This window comes from Halomonas sp. MCCC 1A11062 (assembly GCF_021404355.1).
GTDB classification, from domain to species: Bacteria; Pseudomonadota; Gammaproteobacteria; order Pseudomonadales; family Halomonadaceae; genus Halomonas; species Halomonas aerodenitrificans.
On sequence record NZ_JABFTW010000003.1, the window covers coordinates 142,926 to 162,145 of the forward strand.

A 19,220-nucleotide genomic window follows, 5' to 3' on the forward strand; every position below is an offset into this window, starting at 1 on the left:
TGATAGGCTTCGGCCGACCCGGCGCCAGCCCGGATTGCTGCGCTCCCTGCGTTTCAGTTGCGCACGTTCACGGTGCTGGCCTCGGTGCCGCGTATTACCATTACCTGGCGCTGCGGCTGAGCCGCAGGGGCCGCACGCGGTGGCGGCGGCGCATAGCTTGCGCGCGGCGGCTCGACGTTGAGCAGTTCGCGCTGGGCCGCCAGCAGGTCGGGTTTCTCTTCCTGGTCCAACGGATTGCGCAGGGTCAGTTGCACCTTGCCCTCCTGGGTGGCCTTGACCAGGGTCTCCGCCTGGGTGGGATCCACCTCGACGGTCACCGCGCGCACGATCACCGGGCCGTCGCGCTCCTGGGAGGCGATCTGGTCCACCGCCAGCACCTTGAGGTTCTGCAGCACGGTTCTCGACTCCACGCTGTTGCGAGTGCCGTTGCCGTTGTTGCGGGAGGAGACCACGTCGACCCGGTTGCCCGGCAGCAGGAACCCGGCCACCCCGACCACGTCGTCGACCCGCACGCTCATGGCCCGTTTGCCGGGGTCGAGCAGCGCCGCCAGTGCACTGCCCCCCAGATGCTCGGCCACGCGGCCCTCATGCAGAATCTCGCCGGCGAAGATCACCTGGTTGCTGATCCGCCCCACTACGCGCTCGATGTCGTCGAAGCTGCCCGGCGGCACCGACTCCGGTGGCAGGCGCATGACCCGAAGGTCGCTGGCCTGCACCGTGGTGCCGAAGGGGATCTGCAGTGCCGCCACCACCACCTGACCGGCCTCGGTCAAGGCGTCGCGCTCCTGGTGCTGCTGCTGCATCCAGCTCATGGCGATCAGCGCCGCACCGCCGGCCATCAGCAGCGAGACGCAGAACATCGTGACAATGCCTTTCTTCTTCATGACGCGTTCCTCCCGCTCGTGTGGGCGTCACCGCCTGCGCGGTCATCGCTCGAGAAGTCTCCGAAGTAGGTCTGCCAGGCCCAGGCGAGCACCTCGCGGTCGAGGGTTTCGCCGCCCCAGTAGCGCAGGTGATCCCCCGCCAGCCCCAGCAGGTCTCGTGGGTGGCAGGCCAGCAGCGGCACGCCGAGACGGGCATGCAGCTCATAGATGACGAAATCGACCAGGGTCGGGTCGAAGCCGATGCCGCTCTCCCGGCACTGGCGGGCCCAGATCTCCCGGTAGGCCTCGCGGCTCAGCGGGGCGAAGCGGATCTTGTAGCCGATGCGGCGCAGGAAGGCGGCATCGGCCAGCGACAGCGGGTCTAGGTTGGTGGAGAACACCAGCGCCACGTCGAAGGGCACGCTGAAGTGGTAGCCGTTGGCCAGCGCCAGGAAGTCGCGACGCTCCTCCAGCGGCACGATCCAGCGGTTGAACAGTTCCATGGGCGCCATGCGCTGGCGGCCCAGATCGTCGATCACCAGCATGCCGTTGTTGGCCAGCAGTTGGACTGGCGCCTGATGAATGTGGGTCGCGTGGTCGTACTGGACCTCCAGACGCTCCATGGTCAGCTCGCCCCCGGTCACCACGCAGGGCCGCCGGCAGCGCACGAAGCGCGGGTCGTGCCCTTCGGCCAGCAGCAGCGCCGCGCCGGTGTTCCCGGCTCCAGGCATCGCCAGCGGGCTGTGCACCGAGGGATCGAAGCAGCGCACCGCCTTGCCGCCGGCCAGAATGGCGTGGGGCACCAGCACCTCGCCGGGCAGCAGACGTACCAGGCGACGCGCCATGTAGCTCTTGCCGGTACCCGGCTCGCCGTGGATGAACATCGCCCTACCGGAGTGCAGCCCCGGGCCGAGCTGATCGAGCAGCATCGGGTCGATCACGGTATCGGCGAAGGCCTGGCGCACTTCGTCGCGGGAGACGCCCACGTCGCTCAGGGCCTGGGCCCGTACCAGGGTGGTGTAGCGTTCCAGCGGCACCGGTGCCGGCCCGGCATAGCCGTCGCGGATCAGCGCCTCCATGGCAGCGGCACGACCCAGTTCGGTAAGGCCGAAGCGCAGTGCGCCGCTCTCGCCTTGGCCTCGCACCTCGGCGCGCCCCTCCCGGCGCAACAGGTGGCATAGCGTCTCCACCACGCTGCCGGCCAGGGCTGCGCTGCGGCTGAGCTGGTGCAGATCGAGCACGCCCTGTTCGAGCAGCTGCTTGGAGAGCAGGTCCATCAGGTAGAGCGGCGTGAGCCCGGTCTCCTCGACGCTGGCAGGGCGCGGCGGCAGGGCATCGGCGGCATCTTCGCTGCCTGCAATGTCAATTTTCGTATCCATGCCGTCGCTCCTCTATTCGATTACCGCTTAAACCAGCGGCCACTGCCAGACGACCCAGGCAGTGGTGCCCAGGGCAATGGAAACGGCAAAGGGGAATTTCTTACCCATCACTTCACCCTCGACGGGCGGAATATAGAGCGGCCTTCCGGTGGCCACCAGGGTGCGCATCATGATGGAGTAGCGCTCCCATGGGGAAATCGACTGCCGGTTAATGAGTGCACTTGAAGCAAAGCCTAAGGCGATAACGCCACCAACGAAAATACTGATAAGTGCTGCTTGAAGCACACCAACAGGACCGAGAAAGGTACCTATCGCCGCCATCAGCTTGGCATCCCCGGCGCCGGTGAAGCCCATCAGGTAACCCGGCAGTAGAATGGCCAAACCGGCCACAAGACCGTAGATGGCGGCCAGGACACCGCCGGCTCCCGCTGCCCACCCCTGCAGCAAAAACCCCACGACGGCCCCGGCCATAACAATATAATTTGGAATCTTTCGGTGAAGTAAATCCTGAGCTGCCGTGGTCCATACTAGAACTGCGCAGGAAACTAATATAATAGAATTATCCATTCGCCTCACCTTATAATATCAACACTGCCGACATCCTTGTCGGCATAACTTTGAATTAAACAGCGGTACCACCAATTGCTTGAAGCAACTGGTTCAACAGAACCCTTGCCTGTGTTCCTAATGCAGTGAATACAGCAGCTCCAATAGCCACTATCATTCCTGCAACCAAAGCCCATTCCACCACCTCGGTACCCTCTTCCTCGCGCCAGAAGCGCACGACACCCTGCATCAGCTTGCTCATGGTCTTTCTCCCATTTCAGGTTTGTCATCCAAGCTTGCTGCTGTCGGAGTCCGGCGCCTTTGCCCCGGCTCACGTGACTCAGCATCGCCGCTACAAAGCGGTTACGCTTGGAGAATCTTGCAGAGCGATTGGAGGATCTTGCAGAACCGGCGGGCAGGCACGAAACGGCACAGGAGGCAAAAGCTGTGCAATACCTGTACAATTCAAGCGTGGAAGTAGAGAGGATATTGCGAATTTGTTGTCATATTGGTTGGTGCCAATATGAGTAGCCTGTTAAGGAAGCTCTGCACTCATTGGCTACGCCAACGAATCGCTGCGTTGCGCTTCGTCTAGCTCGCCAGTTCGTTCAGTGCTTTCAGAAGCCAAAGGAGTTGGCTTCCGTCGCGACCCGAAAACCACGACAAGAGCCACCCATGACCACATCGCGCACTTCTTTTTCCGGAGCCTGCCGCTGGCTGGCCCCGCTCTGCCTGCTGCTGGCCGTCTCGCTGCCGCTGGCGGCTCAGGACCGCACCGCCGTGATCGGAGCCCGCGCCGCACTGCAGCCCTGGTCCGACCCGCTGGAGGCGCTGGGTACGCTGCGCGCCGACGAGAGCGTGACGCTCTCGGCCACGGTGACCGAGCTGGTCGCCGAGCTGAACTTCCGCGATGGCGAAGCGGTGGAGGCCGGCCGGATGCTGATCCGCCTGGAGGATGGTGAAGAGCAGGCCCAACTGCGCGCCGCGCAGGCCCTGCGCGACGAGCGTCGCAGCGCGGTGGACCGCCTGACCCAGCTGCAGAACCGCAACATGGCGCCACGGGCCGACGTGGAAGACAGCCAGGCGCGGCTGCGCCAGGTGGAGGCCGAGATTCAGGGGCTGGAAGCGCGACTGACCAACTACCGCCTGCGCGCGCCCTTCGACGGCGTGGTCGGCTTTCGCAACATCAGCGTCGGCAGCCTGGTCACCCCCGGTACCGAGCTGGTGACCCTGGACAAGCTCGACGTGATGAAGCTCGACTTCAGTGTGCCGGAGCTCTATCTGGCGATCCTAGAGCCCGGCCTGCCGCTCTCCGCCCGCAGCGTGGCCTTCCCCGACGAACTGTTCGAGGGCGAAGTGAGCAGCATCGGCTCGCGGGTCGACCCCGTGAGCCGCAGCGTGACGATACGTGCCGAGATCGACAACCCCGAGCTGCGCCTGCGCCCGGGCATGCTGATGGAAGTGATCCTGCAGCGCAGCCCGCGCCAGGCCGTGGTGGTACCCGAGTCGGCACTTATTCCCAGCGGCGACCGGCAGTATGTGCTGGTGATCGACGAGGCCGACGAGAACCGCGTGGAGCGGCGCGAGGTGCGCGTCGGCGAGCGCCGTATCGGCCAGGCTGAGATTCTCGAAGGGTTGGAGCCTGATGACTTGATCGTCTCTCATGGCGTGCAGCGCGCCCGGGAGGGCGATCGTGTGCAACTGCTCGGCATCGCCGACGACGAGATGTCCATTCGCGAGATTCTCGAGGCGCATCGCGACGAGGGAGACGCCTGATGCGCCTCTCCGACATCTCCGTACAGCGGCCGGTCCTGGCCACGGTGCTGGCCCTGCTGATCGTCGCCTTCGGCCTGCTCTCGCTGGAGCGGCTGTCGCTGCAGGAGTACCCGGCCATCGACCCACCGGTGGTGAGTATCGACACGCGCTACCCCGGGGCGGCAGCCAACGTGGTCGAGTCGCGCATCACCCAGGTGCTCGAGGATCGGATTGCCGGGATCGAAGGCATCGAGGTGGTGACCTCTTCCAGCGAGGACGGCCGCTCGCGCATCAACATCGAATTCAATCTGGGCATGGACATCGACGCCGCGGCCAACGACGTGCGTGACCGCATTGCCGGCGCCCAGCGCAACCTGCCCGACGACGCCGACCCGCCCGAGGTGCAGAAGGCCGATTCCAGCGAAGAGATCGTGGTGTGGCTGAGCCTCTCCGGCGAGGGCTACTCCATGCCGGAGCTGACCGACTACGCCAACCGCTACCTGATCGATCGCCTCTCGGTGCAGCCCGGCGTGGCCCGGGTGCGGCTGGGCGGCGGGCGCGACTACGCCATGCGCGTATGGCTCGACCGCAACGCTCTGGCGGCACGCAACCTGACGGTGAGCGACGTGGAGAACGCCCTGCGCGCCGAGAACGTGGAGCTGCCGGCCGGCTCCATCGAGTCCCGCGAGCGGCAGTTCATCGTGCGGCTGCCGCGCAGCTTCGCCGAGGCGGCAGACTTTCGCCGCCTGGCCATCGGCCAGGGCAGCGACGGCTACCTGATACGCCTGGGCGACGTGGCCCGGGTCGAGGTGGGCTCGGTGGACGACCGCTCGGTGTTCCGCGCCAACGGCGTGCCGATGGTGGGGCTCGGCATCATGATGCAGTCCACCGCCAACGTGCTGGAGCTCTCCCAGGGGGTCCAGGCGGAGATGGAGCGGCTACAGGCCACCCTGCCCGAAGGCATGCAGATGAGCCTCAACTTCGATGCCTCGGTGTTCGTCGCCGGGGCCATCGAGCAGGTGGTGATCACGCTGTTCATCGCCATGGGGCTGGTGGTGGTGGTCATCTTCATGTTCCTCGGCAACGTGCGTACCACCCTGGTGCCGGCGGTGACGGTGCCCATCGCCATCATCGGCTCGTTCATCGCGCTAGCCGCCATGGGGTTCTCGATCAACCTGCTCACCCTGCTGGCCCTGGTGCTGGCCATCGGCCTGATCGTCGACGACGCCATCGTGGTGCTCGAGAACATCAACCGGCGCATGCACGACTACGGCGAAACGCCGCTGGTGGCAGCCTTCCGCGGCACACGGCAGATCGCCTTTGCCGTTATCGCCACCACCCTGGTGCTGGTCGCGGTGTTCGTACCGCTGAGTTTCCTGCAAGGCAACGTGGGCCGGCTGTTCTCCGAGTTCGCCCTGACCATGGCCGCGGCGGTGGCAATCTCCAGCCTGCTGGCGCTGACGCTCACGCCGATGATGGCCTCGAAGATCCTCAAGCCCAACATGGGCGACAGCCTGGCGGCCCGTGGCGTGCAGTGGCTGCTGGAATTGTCGCAGCGCATCTATCGGGCACTGCTCGAAATCGTGCTCAAGGCGCGCCTGGCGGTGCTGGCCGTATTCGTCGCGCTGATCGCGGCCACCGTGTGGATGGCCGAACAGCTGCCCAACGAGTACACCCCACGCGAAGATCGTGGCAACTTCATTATCCTGGTCAACGGCCCCGAAGGCGCCACCTTCGATTACATGATGGACTACATGGACGAGATCGAGCTGCGCCTGCAGCCGCTGCTGGACTCGGGCGAGCTCGAACGCGTGGTGATTCGCGCGCCGCGGGGCTTCGGCAACATCGAGAACTACAACGGCGGCTTCGCCATCATCAACATGGCCGACTGGGGAGAGCGCCGCAGCGCCTGGGAGATCATGGACGAGGTGCGCGCCCTGCTGGCCGATCTTCCCGGCATACAGGCCAGCCCGGTGATGCGGCAGGGTTTCGGCCAGCGCGTGCAGAAGCCGGTGCAGTTCGTACTGGGTGGCGGCACCTACGAGCAGCTCGCCGAGTGGCGCGATCTGATGTTGGAGCACATTCGTGAGCACAACCCGCGCCTGGCGGGCCTGGAGAGCGACTATCGCGAAACCCAGCCGCAGCTACGCGTGGACATCGACTACGAGCGGGCGGCTTCGCTCGGGGTCACGGTGACCGAGATCGGCCGCACCCTGGAGGTGCTGCTGGGCGGGCGCAACGTGACGCGCTACGTGGACGACGGCGAGGAGTACGACGTCATCCTCGAGGGCGACCGGGCCCGGCAGAACAGCCCCCGGGCGCTGGACAACATCCAGGTGCGCTCGGCGCGCTCGGGCGAGCTGATCCCCCTGGCCAGCCTGGTGACCCTGACCGACTACGCGGGCGCCAGCACCCTCAATCGCTTCAACCGCATACGCTCCATCACCATCGAAGCCAATCTGGTGGACGGCTACCCGCTGGGGGAAGCGCTGGAGTACCTGGAGCAGACGGCCAGCGAGATTCTCCCGCCCGAGGCCCAGACCAACGTGGCCGGCCCCTCGCGAGACTATCGCGAGGCCAGCGGCGCCACCACCTTCCTGCTGGTGCTGGGAGCACTGGTGGTGTTCCTGGTACTGGCGGCCCAGTTCGAGAGCTTCGTTCACCCCTTCGTGATCATGCTCACCGTGCCCCTGGCCATGAGCGGCGCCCTGCTCGGTCTGTTGCTGACCGGGCAGTCGCTCAACATCTACAGTCAGGTGGGGCTGGTCATGCTGATCGGCTTGGCGGCCAAGAACGGTATTCTCATCGTCGAGTTCGCCAACCAGCTGCGCGATCAGGGCCTGGCCTTCCGCGACGCCCTGCTCGATGCCGCCGTGACGCGCCTGCGCCCGATCCTGATGACGGCGGTAACCACCATGGCCGGTGCCATCCCGCTGATTGTCTCCACTGGAGCCGGCTCCGAATCGCGCATGGTGATCGGCACGGTGATCATGGCCGGCGTGGCCGCCGCCACCTTCTTCACGCTGTTCGTGGTACCGGTGGCCTACGACCTGCTGGCACGCCACACCGGCTCCCCCGGCGACGTGAAGCGGCGCCTGGAATCCGAGATGGGCGAGGTGCCGGTCGACCCTCGCTGAAGCCGATCCAGTGCCTGAAAGCGATGAGGGCCACCCTTGGGTGGCCCTCACGTGGCATCAGCGAGACGTGCGCTCAGCACTCGCCGAGACGTTCGCCCTCGATGGCGGTTTCGAGACGCATCTGCCCCATGGGCGATTCGGTGTCGATGTTTACGCTACCCTCGACCCGCTCTCCCAGGAAGTCCATGCGGCCGTCGATGTTGGCCTCGCCGCCCTCGGCGCGACAGATCATGCGGTAATCGACGCCATCGACGGAGACGTTGTGCTCGAGCAGCTCGCAGCCCTCCTCGACTTCGAGGAACTGGAAGTCGGCATCGTCGAGATCGCCCTGAACGATGCACTCCTGATGACTCTCCGTCTGATCGGGAATCGGCACGTCGCCCTTGACGGAAGTGGTGCTGGTGAACTGCCACTGGCCCGGCACGATGTTGGGCGTATCGGCCAGCGCCGTCAGCGGGAACATCAGCACGGCAGCGGCAACCCAGGGTCGTAAGGACATGAAACTCTCCGTTGTGGTGGTAGGTATGGCAGAGGAAACGATGCCTCCGGCAACACGTAGGCACCAGCTTAACCCAGCAACAACAGGAAAAGGAGGAAACACAGCGTAACGCTTTCCCCCCTTAGGTGGGGATGAAGCTCTCGGCCACTTTCAGCTTGAGGTTCTCCCTGGCCTGCGGGCGGCCGAAATAGTAGCCCTGAAACACCTGGCAGCCCTGTTCGAGCAACCAGCGATGCTGAGCTTCGCTTTCGACCCCCTCCGCCGTGACTTCCAGGCCGAGGCTCTCCGCCAGCGTGATGGTGGTATTGACGATGGCGGCGTCCACTGGGTCTTCGAGCACGCCGTTGACGAACGACTTGTCGATCTTCAAGCCATGCAGGGGCAGGCGCTTCAGATAGTTGAGCGATGAGAAGCCGGTGCCGAAATCGTCCAGGGCGAAACGAATGCCGAGCTTGCTGAGGCGCAGCATGATCTCACGCACCCACTGCGGATCCTCCATCAGCAGACTCTCGGTAACCTCCAGCACCAGGCGGGCCGGATCGGCACCGGTCATCTCCAGTGCGTGCTGCACGCGAGTCACGAAGTCGGTCTGGTGGAATTGAACCGAGCTGACGTTGACCGCAATGTAGAGGCCCTCCTTGTCGCGCTCCTTGGCCCACTCGGCCAACTGCCGGCAAGCCGTTTCGAGCACCCAGTAGCCGATCGGCAGAATCAGCCGGTTCTTTTCCGCCAGGGGGATGAAGAGCATCGGTGGGACCAGGCCGCGCTTGGGATGGTTCCAGCGAATCAGGGCCTCGACACCGACCACGCTGGCGTGGCTGTCGACCTGAACCTGATAGTGCAGACACAGCTCATCGCGTGCCAGTGCCTGGTGCAGGTCGGCCTCGAGCGATACCCGCTCCATCACGTCGGCCTGCATCTCGGCATTGAAGAAGCGCAGCGTATTCCCGCCTGCCGCCTTGGCCTGCTGCAGGGCGATGTCCGCCTGCCGCATGGCCGCCTCGACGCTGGCGTCACCGTCGGCGAACAGCGTGATGCCGATGCTGGCGGTGATGGGCAGCACCGGCAGTTGGCCGTCCTCACCCCGGGCGTTCACGATCTGGCCCAGCAGCTTCTCCGCCACGCGCTCGGCGGCATGCGCGGCCTGCTCCACGTCGAGCCCCAGGTCGTGAATGAGCAGGACGAACTCATCCGCTCCCAGGCGCGCCAGGGTATCGCTCTCCCGCACCACCTCCTCGAGGCATCGGGCCACCCGACTCAGCAGCCGGTCTCCGCTGTACAGTCCCTGGGTCTCGTTGACGACCTTGAAATCGTCCAGGTCTATGAACAGCAACGCCGCATAGCGCTCGCTGCGACGCGTGCCCTTGACGACCATGCCGAGGCGGTCCAGCAACAGGCGGCGATTGGGGAGGCCGGTTAGGGGATCGTAATAGGTCAGGCGGTACTTGCTCTCCTGGATGTCACGATACTCGGTGACGTCGGTGGAGATACCGCAGAGCGCACGAATCGAGCCGTCGGCGGCATGCAGCGGCAGCTTGATCGACAGATAGGTACGGATGGTGTCGCCCGTTGCCAGCACGTGGCCCTCTTCGGCCACCACCTTCTCCCCTTGCTGCAACACCCGCTGGTCGTTGAAGCGCAGATCCGCCGCCATGTTCGCGTCGAAGAGGTCGAAGTCGGTCTTGCCGAGGATCGAGTCGACCGGCAACCCGATGCTCTGGACGGTCTTGCAATTGACGTACTGATAGCGCAGGTCCGCCGATTTGACATAGATACAGGCATCGACGCTGTCCAGGATGGTCGCCAGCTCTTCCCGGCCGGCCCGCAGCCGCTCTGTCTCTTTCGTCAGCCTGCGGCGATAGGCCAGCCCGGCGACGACCAGGACAGGCACCAGTACCACTGTCAGCGCGAGCCCGCCCCACCCGGGAGATAGAGGCAGTACGCTTTTCCCTGCCGCCGCGAAGGCGGCCATCGGCAGGCCAGCCACTGCCCCTGCAGTAGCCGTACGGCATATGCTGACCAGCCAGCCAGAATTGGACATCCCGTCACCTGGTAGAAGGATACGTCAAATTATAGTAGAAAAATCTAAAATTATCCTACAGTGATCGACTTTCCATCATCTACCCTGTTACGACAAAGCAAAAGCAAAATATCGATGGCCATCAGGCGACTTTTCAAGCTTTAAGGCCGGAGACTTCGCCAGAAACGACCCTCCAAAAGCAAAGAGCCCGACCTCTCGGCCGGGCTGATCTTCGCCTCCGTGCTTCACCCTCGATCCTCCTGATCGAGCTTCCCTGGAACTTGCATCGTCCTGATGCGGCCTTCCCTGTTTCGGGCTTCCTACCCTTGTAACCAGCATGGCAGCTTTTGAGCAAAATGCTGTTAACCTGGGATATGCTTTCTTGTAAGAAATAACCTACAAAGCTTGTAAGCATTCACCTGCTGTAAGCCATGTGCCGATTAACTCGCCTCTCGTAACCCTTTGGCTACGCAAAATTTAAGTCCGCTAGTGCAGCCTATATGGCTAGCATCAGATAAAAGATCGACACCAAATGCTACAAAATAAAACAAGAAAGCCCGGCTTCTCAGCCGGGCTGAATCTTCGCTTCCCTACTTCCACCTCGAGCTTCCTGCTCAAGCATCCTTGGAGGTGAGTCATCCTGACTCGATCATCCCTGATGAGCCTCCCTGGCTCAGGTGTGCAGTCTGGCAGCCCAGAAGCCTGCTGTATTTAACCTGAGATAAGGGAGCTTGTAGGAAATGACGGACACGGGCTGAAATAGATACACCACAAACACTACGTGGCTACTGTGCTCTGGTCACGCATACGAAAAACCCGGCTCGCTGAGCCGGGTTTTCGAAATCTGTGGCGGAGAGGGAGTCCGTTATCTTAGCTTCCCAGGATGTCCTGAAAGCTCTACGAATTCATCTAATATCAGTCACTTGTATTGCATCAACGTCCCGCAAGATCTATCGTAATCCTATCATCTTGGGGGACCATTTGGGGGACCACCCTTCCCCTGCCATGGAGAAAGGGCAGCGATGGCAATACACAAACTCAGTCCACGCAAGGTCGCCACAGCAGGGCCTGGCAAGCATGAGGATGGCGGCGGCCTTCGTCTGGTAGTCTCAGGGGGCGGAGCAAAGAAGTGGGTGCTTCGATTCACGCTGAAGGGCAAGCGCCGTGAGATGGGCCTGGGAAGCTTCCCTGACACCGGCCTGGCTGATGCACGTCGCAAGGCTGAGCACTACCGTCGTCTCGCCAAGGACGGAGCCGACCCGATTCAGGCACGAGATGCCGAACAGCAAGAGACATCTACGCCAACCTTCACGAGTTGCGCTGCTCGGTACATCCAATCCCACCGGCGCAGTTGGCGCAATGCGAAGCACGCTCGACAGTGGGTCAGCACGCTGAAAACATACGCTCGCCCGGTAATTGGCAATATGCCGGTGGACGAGATCGACACCCAAGATATCGTATCGATTCTCACTCCCATTTGGACATCTAAGACAGAAACAGCCAAGCGGGTACAGGGACGAATCGAAAACGTCCTGGACTATGCAGCAGCTCACAAGTACCGCGATGAAGCCAATCCTGCGCGATGGCGCGGCCACTTGGACAAGCTGCTGGCCAAGCCCTCCCGGGTCAAGAGAGTCAGCCACCACCCGGCTATGCCATACGATGAAGTTGCTGCCTTCATGGCCGAGCTTCAGGGCTATACCAGCATTTCCTCCAAGGCGCTGCAGTTCCTGATCCTGACAGCGACGAGGACTTCGGAAGTCCTGCGGGCGGAGTGGCCGGAAATCGACCTTAAGAACACAACCTGGACGATACCAGCCGATCGCATGAAAGCGCGCCGGGAGCATAGGGTTCCGCTACCCACCCAGGTAGTGTCACTGCTTTCCGACCTGCCGCGGTTGCAGGGTAATCCATACGTTTTCCCTGGAGCACGGCTCGGCAGGCCCCTGTCGAACATGGCGATGCTGCAACTGATGCGCGGCATGGGGTATGGCGTCGGTGGCAAGCGTGGCGACTACGTACCCCACGGCTTCCGATCGAGCTTTCGCGACTGGTCAGGTGAGGTTTCCAGCTATCCGCGGGATGTCGCCGAAATGGCACTGGCCCACACTATCGAGAACAAGGTGGAGGCCGCGTACCGCCGAGGCGACCTGTTCGAGAAGCGTCGGGCGATGATGCAGGAATGGGCAGACTATCTTGGCTGAACCACTGAACTGCAGCATTACTACTCTACCCTCACGGTATAGTGCCGCCCGAGCATCAGCAAGTAATCGGAATGTCTTTCTCGGCATACCGGCTCGTCGAAAGCTATTCCGTCGGATCGTTCGACTGAATCGAGAAGCTATTGATCCAACGTTCCTTCTCAACAATGTGTTCGTGGATGTAGATGTAGCGCGCTGCCTTTGTGCTCAGTACTACAAGGCAATCACTGATATAATTTTCAGGAACATGCATACAAGCGTTCCAGGTATCGACATGCCGCTCACGTCTGAGTATCGCTACCCCCTTCGGGCACTCGAATACCGGCACAGGGCAGCCACGGTACGTCCGGTATCGTGGCGCTCCATGTGCGTCGTGTTGTTGAATATCAGCCACGGTATGGGAAAAATCACCTGGGCCAGGGTTTCCCCTCAGAGTGAGCACGAACTTCTCCTCTTTCCGCTCCTCGGGATAAAAGCATTTTCCTCTGACTTCCAGCTCACTGCGGGCCTCCATCACACGCGTATCGAGATTACTCCATAGAGGGTTCATCCTCAGTCGATGATTCACACCTAGCTCGACCTGAACGTCGTACCCCGTCAGCCACAGATACAAGAAATCGAAGGTATCTTGACGCTGACGCCGTGCTTTCCTCGGCATGGCACCGTCCTCCTCCGCTCCACTGGCGATGCATGTTGTTCCGGGCCACACCCATTTCTCGACAGCATAGATCAGCGACCGTGCTGTCGTTGTGCTCATGAATGGAGCGGCTAGGAAAAAAATATGAATCAGAATCATTTGCAACCCACTTCAAAGTGAGGAGCTATGATTCCTCCTGGCTTCTACGCAACCTAAGCAAATTCAAGCCCCCCACAGCCAAACCAGCAGCTGATCTCGTGATAATGTTAGGGCACCATCGGCTCTCGCCAGGGAAGGCTTTATGGTTACACACCGTCGCATCAGCCGGACGCAGTTCCTCGGGTATCTGAAGAAGCTAGAGCAAGAAGCGCCGGTACCTGAATTAAAGCTTCACCAAGCCGCCCGTCAGTTCGGCCTGATGATCGACGACCTGCTCGACGGCGCCGAGCGCCAGCATGTGAAACGAAACCTCGTCACCTATACCGGCATCGCCCCCGGCGTCATTGACCAGTGGCGAGCCGCGGTCGATGTGGAGCACGCCTCATCCCGGATCGACCAGGCTGCTCTGGGCAACAGTCACAACGCGCGCGTCAGCGGCGTCATGCTCACGGTGCGCAGCCGGCGTCAGTCGCATCCGCAGGTGTTACTGGTCGATGTACAGGGCACCATCGATACAGGCACTGCCGCTCCGCCCGCTGAGCGTGCCGTGATCGTGGAGAACCTCGAGAACTTCCTGAACCTCACTGGCACGCTGGCGTTGCTCCCTGAGTGCGGACTCGGTCCCGAGTGGCAGGAGGCTGACATTCTTTACGGTAGCGGCAACAGCATCACCAACCACCTGCTGACCCCGGCTTTCCAGCAGTACCATGAGATCGGCTGTCTGTTCGACCCTGACCCTGGCGGCGTGCGCATGTGCGACACCCTCTACCAGCGGGGCGACCTCCCACCGCTGTTCTTTCTCGCGCCAGTTGACCTCCCGGCTCGTCTCGAAGCCTCCCTTCGAACCATCGACAATGGCCAGCGCGAACAGTTGGCGATACACATTCGCCGCTCACCGCCCTGCGCCTATGTGGGCGGACTGATCTTCAAGACCGGCCGGCACCTAGAACAGGAAACCTACCTGATCCCTCCACCCTCTACCGCGGAGACCCCCAATGAATCTGGGCTTTGATACCTTCGACACCTTCCGCTTCAAGCAGCTGGTCTTCGTCAATAGCGCGGCCTACGCCTATACCCAGATTCGCATCGATCAACACACGGCCCTGTTTGGCGAGAACAATCTCGGCAAGACCTCGATGCTCAACGCCTTGAAGCTGTTCCTGCTTCCCGAGGTCAACTTCCGCAAATGCGCCAGCAAGTTCAACTTCCGGGGCACCAACGGCAAGGTCTACGACGGCCTGGCCAGCTTCCGCTACTACTTCCCCGAGGATCGGACGTTCATCATTCTGGAGGCCGAGAACCCCCACAATGACTTCTGCATCGTCCTGCATCGTGGCGGCGCGACCGACCAGCTGGAGTATGCTCGGATGGTCATACCCCGCCCCTATGCCGACATCCAGCATCTATTCTGGGACGTTGAGGCCGCGGCGGATGACGGGATCGGCGCCCCGGTTGAGAGCATGACCCTGCAGGGGACGAAAAGCGCCCTGCGCGAGCTGGGTGGTGAGCCCCTCAGCGACGCGAAGACCATCCAGGAACGGCTGTTCACCAATCAGCCCTACGACAAGAAAGCCGGTCGGTACAGCCTGCTGCCGCTGCGCAACGGCGCCGGCAAGAGGGAGATGGATGCCTGGCGCAAGCTGGTGCACCTCGCCTTCGACATCACTGCCCAGGATGAACGCACCCTGCCGGACACGCTGGCCACGATCATCGAGGGGCAGAAGAGCCGCAAGCAGGAAGAGCTGAACATCGACCTCAATGCCATCGTGGTGGAGGCAAACCAGCTGCGCGAGGAAGGCGACCGCATCACACGCATCCACAATGCCGCTGAGTACTGGGAAGCATTCAACAGCCACTTCCTTCACAAACAACAGCTGCGCGGCCAGGCCGCCAAGGCGTATGCCGATCTTGGCGACAGCGTGTCTATCGAGGAAGAACGCCTGTCAGGGGAGCAGGATGCCGCTGGCAAGGCCTTTGAGGAGGCGGAAAGCCGAGCCGAGGCGTTGGCCGAGACCAAGGGTGACGGAGAGAAGACAGTGGTGCGCCTTGAGGCCGCTGCTGCGGAGACTCGGAAGACCGCGGAGGAGCTGCGCAAGAAGATCAATGCCGCCAATGTCGTCATCAATGAGTTCCATGGCATGCCGCGCCAGGAGATCATTGCACACCTCGATGCTTATATTGATCAGAAGGACGACGACCTGGCCGGCTACGACGACAAGGCCGTGGCACAGCAGAACCTCTCGGAGGTGAGCAAGCGGCTTGAGGGGAACAAGCGCAAGGCCCGTTACCTAGACGAGAAGCTCTCGAGCCGCGCCCCGACCCTACTCGATGAGCTCACGGTACGCGACGCGAGTATCCTCTACTCACTGAACAGCGCCCTGGGCTCCACCCATGGGGAGCTGTCCTCCGAACAGAAGCAGGCGTTCACCCAGTTCAGCCAACAGTTCCATGATGAAGACGGGCACCTCGTCCTGGGCCAACCCCAGCAACGCCTTCCGCTGATGGGCATCCCCTACTACAGCTACGATGCCCAGAAAACGCGACAGAAGATGCGGGATGAGCTCGATGCACTGAATGCCGGCATTGGCCGCGATGAAAAGCGTCGGGCGACCCTCATGGAAGAGGCCACCCTGTCCGCCGTCGAGATCGCCAAGCGCCGCACCCAGGTTGAAATGGAAAAACACCAGGCAGAGCGGGACAAGAACGCCCTGAATGCCCTCGATGCCAACACCGAGACCCTCAAGGACAAGGAGGCACAGCTCAAAGAGGATGAAGCCACACTGGTTGAGCAAACGCACCAGCTCGAGACGGTGAGGGCCAACTACCAGAAGGCAGACGTTGCACGCCAGAATGCCCGCCAGCAGCTGAACCGGATTCTAGAGCGGGCTCAGGCGGTGAAGCTCATTCGCCAACGGCTCGACCGGATTGGCAAGGACGCCAACAACGTCCTGGAGGGGCGCCACCGACACCTCACGCCGACGCCATGCAACGTCAATGAGGAAACCATAGGGGCCCTCGAGGAGGACGTCGAAAAGCTGAGCGCGCTACGCAATGAGGTGCATGAGCACCTGCGCAAGATGCTCACCATGAACATCCTGACCAACCTCGACAGCCAGGCTTATATCAGCACCTTCACCGGTGAACAGGTGGAAAGCTTCCACGACCAGCTGAAGGCGATCTACGACAACCTCGACACCCAGGAAGCCAACCATCGGAACAAGGTCGAGCGACATAACAAGACCACGCATACTCAGGTCGAGATCCTGCGCACCGCCAAGGAGCAGGTGACTGCCTTCATGAATGGCATCAACGCCGAGATGGGCCAGTTCTCGATCTCAGATCTTGACGCGGTTCGAGTAGAATACCAGCTTCACCCACGCTTCCAGCAGCTGCTGGCCAACCTCGATAAAGCCGACCTCCTCAGCGACGAGCTGCAGGATGAGCGCGTCTACAAGCAGCTCAAGGAATTCCAGGCGGACTTCTTCAATAAGGATGCCCGCCGCACCGGCATCCTGATCAGCCTCGACAAGATCCTGGAGCGGGTTACCTACTCCTACCGCAAGCGCGGCGAGGACGGGTGGACGACCAACGCTCAGTCCAACGGCACCACCATGATGATCACTACCAACCTGCTCTCGGTGCTGATGTCGCGCCTCATGGACGGCGAGGCGCAGGTGACGATGCCGTTGGTGATGGACGAATTCGGCTCCCTGGCTACCCGCAACATGCGCACCGCTAGAAAGATGGCTGAGCAGCATGGCTACTGCCTATTCGTGGCCAACCCCAACCGGGACTCAAAGATCACCCAAGTGCTCGGCAACTACGTCCACCTGGGACTTTTCCACGCCAGCCGAGCCTACGCCGAGAACCGAACGGTAGTGCACCATGGCCTTTGCGAGTCGCTGACCCGCCAAGCGAAATTCACCTTGCGAGAGGCCGACGCCAATGAGGAGGCGATCTTCCAGCCCGAGGAGGAGCCCGGTCAGTGAACATCAAGTCGCCCTTCATACTGAAGCAGCTGATCGATCATCGGCAGCTATTCACACAGCTGGTGGCCTACATAGAGGAGAATGATGGGGACGTAGAGATTCCCACTCGGCTGTACCGCAATCTGGTCCGACAAGCAGTGACAGCCCAAGCCACCCAGGGCTCTGATCTCGAGTGCCAGCGCATTCGCTACACCCTGGCCGAGGACAACCTCCTACGTGAACGACTGATCTTGCGCATCGATCCGGCCCGCGGCAAGTTGGTGCTGGCACCGTTTGTCGTGGACATGCTGCGCCACTTCGATATCGGCCGTATGCGCGGCCTGAGCCAAGCCGAGCTGGAAGACTTGAGGAAGGGACTCAACCAGAGCCTTGCTGCGATACAGCGCTTGCCGATCGACATAGCAGATGAAAACTTCACCGATGAACTGCGTCTGCTCCGTCGCCGCATACAGGACACCCTCGGCAAGATGCAGGAAAGCATCGCTGCCCTGGAAGCCCAAGGGGACCACTTGGCGGATCTGGTGGAGCAACAGGACGTGGGCAGCATTGAAGGTGCGACCGAAACCCGCAAGGCCCTGGAGCACATCAATCGTATCTACCAGCGCTACATTCTGCCGGCCCTGGAGTTCCTAGACCCCAAGACACGATTCAAGCAAGGCATCCCGGCGGTGACGGCCATCCGCCGCATCGCCAAGCTCACCGAGGACAGTGCCTTCCCCTCACTGAATGAGGAACTGCAGCTGTCGGCCAACGCAATCCATAGCTACGTCAACGATATCGATGCCCTGCGCCTCTCTCTGGAGCGCTACGTCCGCCAGGATCGGCGCCAGCGGGAGCAGTATGACTGCATCGAGCGCGCCTTCAATGCCCTCAAGCTCGCCACTGACGAGCAGCATGACGACAACCTTAAGAACAAGTACATTCCGGTCCGCCATCCAGCCATCCAGTCACCCGGCACTTTCCTAGGTATCAAGCGCATGCGCTTCTACCGTCTGGACTGGCATGACATCGATCACCGAGCCGACATCGAGGAGTTCACTGACCGTCGCATTGAAGAGCTGCGGGCCGAACGTGACCGGGCCGGAGCTATCGCCATCGATCCGGCACGCGCAGGACTGTCGGAGGCCGAGCTGCGCGAACAGTTACGCCAGCACGAGATACAGACATTGCTTGAGCAGTGGACCATCCCGGAAGACTGCCAGGATCTGCATGCCGCGCTACACGGCTATCTGGAAAGCTGCCTCGAGGAATACACCTTAAACGACCTCCTCGAGGCTCTCGACTGGATCATGGCGCTGCCCGACTTCCGCTTTCATGCCCGTTTCCAGCACCACGAGATCGTCCATGCCGAGCTGGCACTGTCGTACCACCCACTCATTCCTCGCGAGGCCCCGGCCAAGGAGATCACCCCATGAGCGACTCCCCCTTCCCCCATGAGCCGAGCACCGGGCAGCCGGTCGTCAATCGCCGCCTGAGCCAGGAGGCCTTTCGCAAGCTGACCTCTGGCCAGGTGATCAACCAATATCTGTACGTGGACGGCAAGCTGGTACCCAACCCACTATTTGACGAACTCTTCAAGGAGCGTGACCGCTACTACATCGAGGCCTATGCCAACATGGGCATGGAACTGGTACAGCGGCCGGGGTTCTTCTACGTGCGCACGCTCAGCCAATCCCAGGCGGACGAAGACAACCGGGACCAGGAGAGCAGCGCATCGGTTCGCCAGATTCAGGGGGTGCTGCTAGTGCTCGGACGAGGCGTTCTCGAGAAAGGCTTCATGTTCGAGGCCATGACGCTCCCTGAGGCGGGCATCTCCCGCGAGATCCTCGAGAGCATCGGCAGCGACCCGGCCATGGCGCAGATATTGAAGGCCTGCAAAATGGACCAGCCACTGCCAGACGCTGCCAAAGTCGCACTGGTGGACCGTGACATCGCCTTCTTCAACGACAAGGGAAATCTCGTGCTGGCCGACGCCGGCAAGACGTTCTTCAATGACCTGTTCGAAAGCGAAAAAAAATAATAATTCAAGACTAGG

At 61.9% G+C, this 19,220-nt stretch carries 14 protein-coding genes; 7 read left to right on the plus strand and 7 right to left on the minus strand.

Going from position 1 to position 19,220, the window contains the following annotated elements; translation table 11 throughout:
• Positions 1-53: 53 nt before the first annotated feature.
• From cpaB to HOP58_RS04840, 4 genes are read right to left on the minus strand one after another with little or no spacing between them, the layout of a single operon-like run.
• Positions 54-884: a Flp pilus assembly protein CpaB gene (gene cpaB, locus HOP58_RS04825; RefSeq protein ID WP_234259705.1), complete on the minus strand. Its 831-nt coding sequence runs from the start codon at positions 882-884 to the stop codon at positions 54-56.
• A complete protein-coding gene (locus tag HOP58_RS04830; protein ID WP_234259706.1) occupies positions 881-2,242 on the minus strand; it encodes an AAA family ATPase in 1,362 nt (453 codons plus the stop codon). The genes cpaB and HOP58_RS04830 overlap by 4 nt, the downstream gene beginning before the upstream one ends.
• Positions 2,243-2,269: 27 nt before the next feature.
• Positions 2,270-2,809 carry an A24 family peptidase gene (locus HOP58_RS04835; protein ID WP_234259707.1) on the minus strand — a complete coding sequence of 180 codons (540 nt, stop codon included), beginning with the start codon at positions 2,807-2,809 and terminating at the stop codon, positions 2,270-2,272.
• 55 nt (positions 2,810-2,864) lie between these two features.
• Entirely contained in the window at positions 2,865-3,050 is a 186-nt protein-coding gene (locus HOP58_RS04840; protein ID WP_234239777.1) for a hypothetical protein, read from the minus strand.
• Positions 3,051-3,463: 413 nt separating this feature from the next.
• Here HOP58_RS04840 and HOP58_RS04845 point away from each other — a divergent pair, with 413 nt between their 5' ends.
• Positions 3,464-4,564, plus strand: a complete 1,101-nt coding sequence (locus tag HOP58_RS04845; RefSeq protein WP_234254202.1) for an efflux RND transporter periplasmic adaptor subunit — start codon at positions 3,464-3,466, stop codon at positions 4,562-4,564.
• Positions 4,564-7,680, plus strand: coding sequence for an efflux RND transporter permease subunit (locus HOP58_RS04850; protein WP_234259708.1), 3,117 nt, complete (start codon positions 4,564-4,566; stop codon positions 7,678-7,680). The genes HOP58_RS04845 and HOP58_RS04850 overlap by 1 nt, the downstream gene beginning before the upstream one ends.
• A gap of 73 nt (positions 7,681-7,753) precedes the next feature.
• Here the strand turns inward: HOP58_RS04850 and HOP58_RS04855 are convergent, their stop codons facing one another.
• Positions 7,754-8,179 (minus strand): DUF3617 family protein, encoded by a 426-nt coding sequence (locus tag HOP58_RS04855; protein ID WP_010627849.1) that lies wholly within the window; start codon positions 8,177-8,179, stop codon positions 7,754-7,756.
• 121 nt (positions 8,180-8,300) lie between these two features.
• Positions 8,301-10,220, minus strand: coding sequence for a GGDEF domain-containing phosphodiesterase (locus HOP58_RS04860; RefSeq protein WP_234259709.1), 1,920 nt, complete (start codon positions 10,218-10,220; stop codon positions 8,301-8,303).
• 1,001 nt (positions 10,221-11,221) lie between these two features.
• On the opposite strand from HOP58_RS04860, the gene HOP58_RS04865 reads away from it, so the two are divergent.
• Positions 11,222-12,403 carry a site-specific integrase gene (locus HOP58_RS04865; protein WP_234259710.1) on the plus strand — a complete coding sequence of 394 codons (1,182 nt, stop codon included), beginning with the start codon at positions 11,222-11,224 and terminating at the stop codon, positions 12,401-12,403.
• 103 nt (positions 12,404-12,506) lie between these two features.
• Here HOP58_RS04865 and HOP58_RS04870 read toward each other — a convergent pair whose 3' ends face one another.
• Entirely contained in the window at positions 12,507-13,196 is a 690-nt protein-coding gene (locus tag HOP58_RS04870; protein ID WP_234259711.1) for a hypothetical protein, read from the minus strand.
• A gap of 142 nt (positions 13,197-13,338) precedes the next feature.
• Here HOP58_RS04870 and HOP58_RS04875 point away from each other — a divergent pair, with 142 nt between their 5' ends.
• Genes HOP58_RS04875 through HOP58_RS04890 form a run of 4 tightly spaced genes read left to right on the plus strand, consistent with a single transcriptional unit; the run spans position 13,339 to position 19,205 of the window.
• Positions 13,339-14,208 (plus strand): DUF2220 domain-containing protein, encoded by an 870-nt coding sequence (locus HOP58_RS04875; protein WP_234259712.1) that lies wholly within the window; start codon positions 13,339-13,341, stop codon positions 14,206-14,208.
• Positions 14,192-17,185, plus strand: a complete 2,994-nt coding sequence (locus tag HOP58_RS04880; RefSeq protein ID WP_234259713.1) for a hypothetical protein — start codon at positions 14,192-14,194, stop codon at positions 17,183-17,185. Before HOP58_RS04875 ends, HOP58_RS04880 begins: the two co-directional genes overlap by 17 nt.
• Positions 17,182-18,600, plus strand: a complete 1,419-nt coding sequence (locus HOP58_RS04885) for a hypothetical protein (RefSeq protein ID WP_234259714.1) — start codon at positions 17,182-17,184, stop codon at positions 18,598-18,600. Before HOP58_RS04880 ends, HOP58_RS04885 begins: the two co-directional genes overlap by 4 nt.
• Positions 18,597-19,205 (plus strand): hypothetical protein, encoded by a 609-nt coding sequence (locus HOP58_RS04890; protein ID WP_234259715.1) that lies wholly within the window; start codon positions 18,597-18,599, stop codon positions 19,203-19,205. The genes HOP58_RS04885 and HOP58_RS04890 overlap by 4 nt, the downstream gene beginning before the upstream one ends.
• The last annotated feature ends 15 nt before the right edge of the window (positions 19,206-19,220 follow it).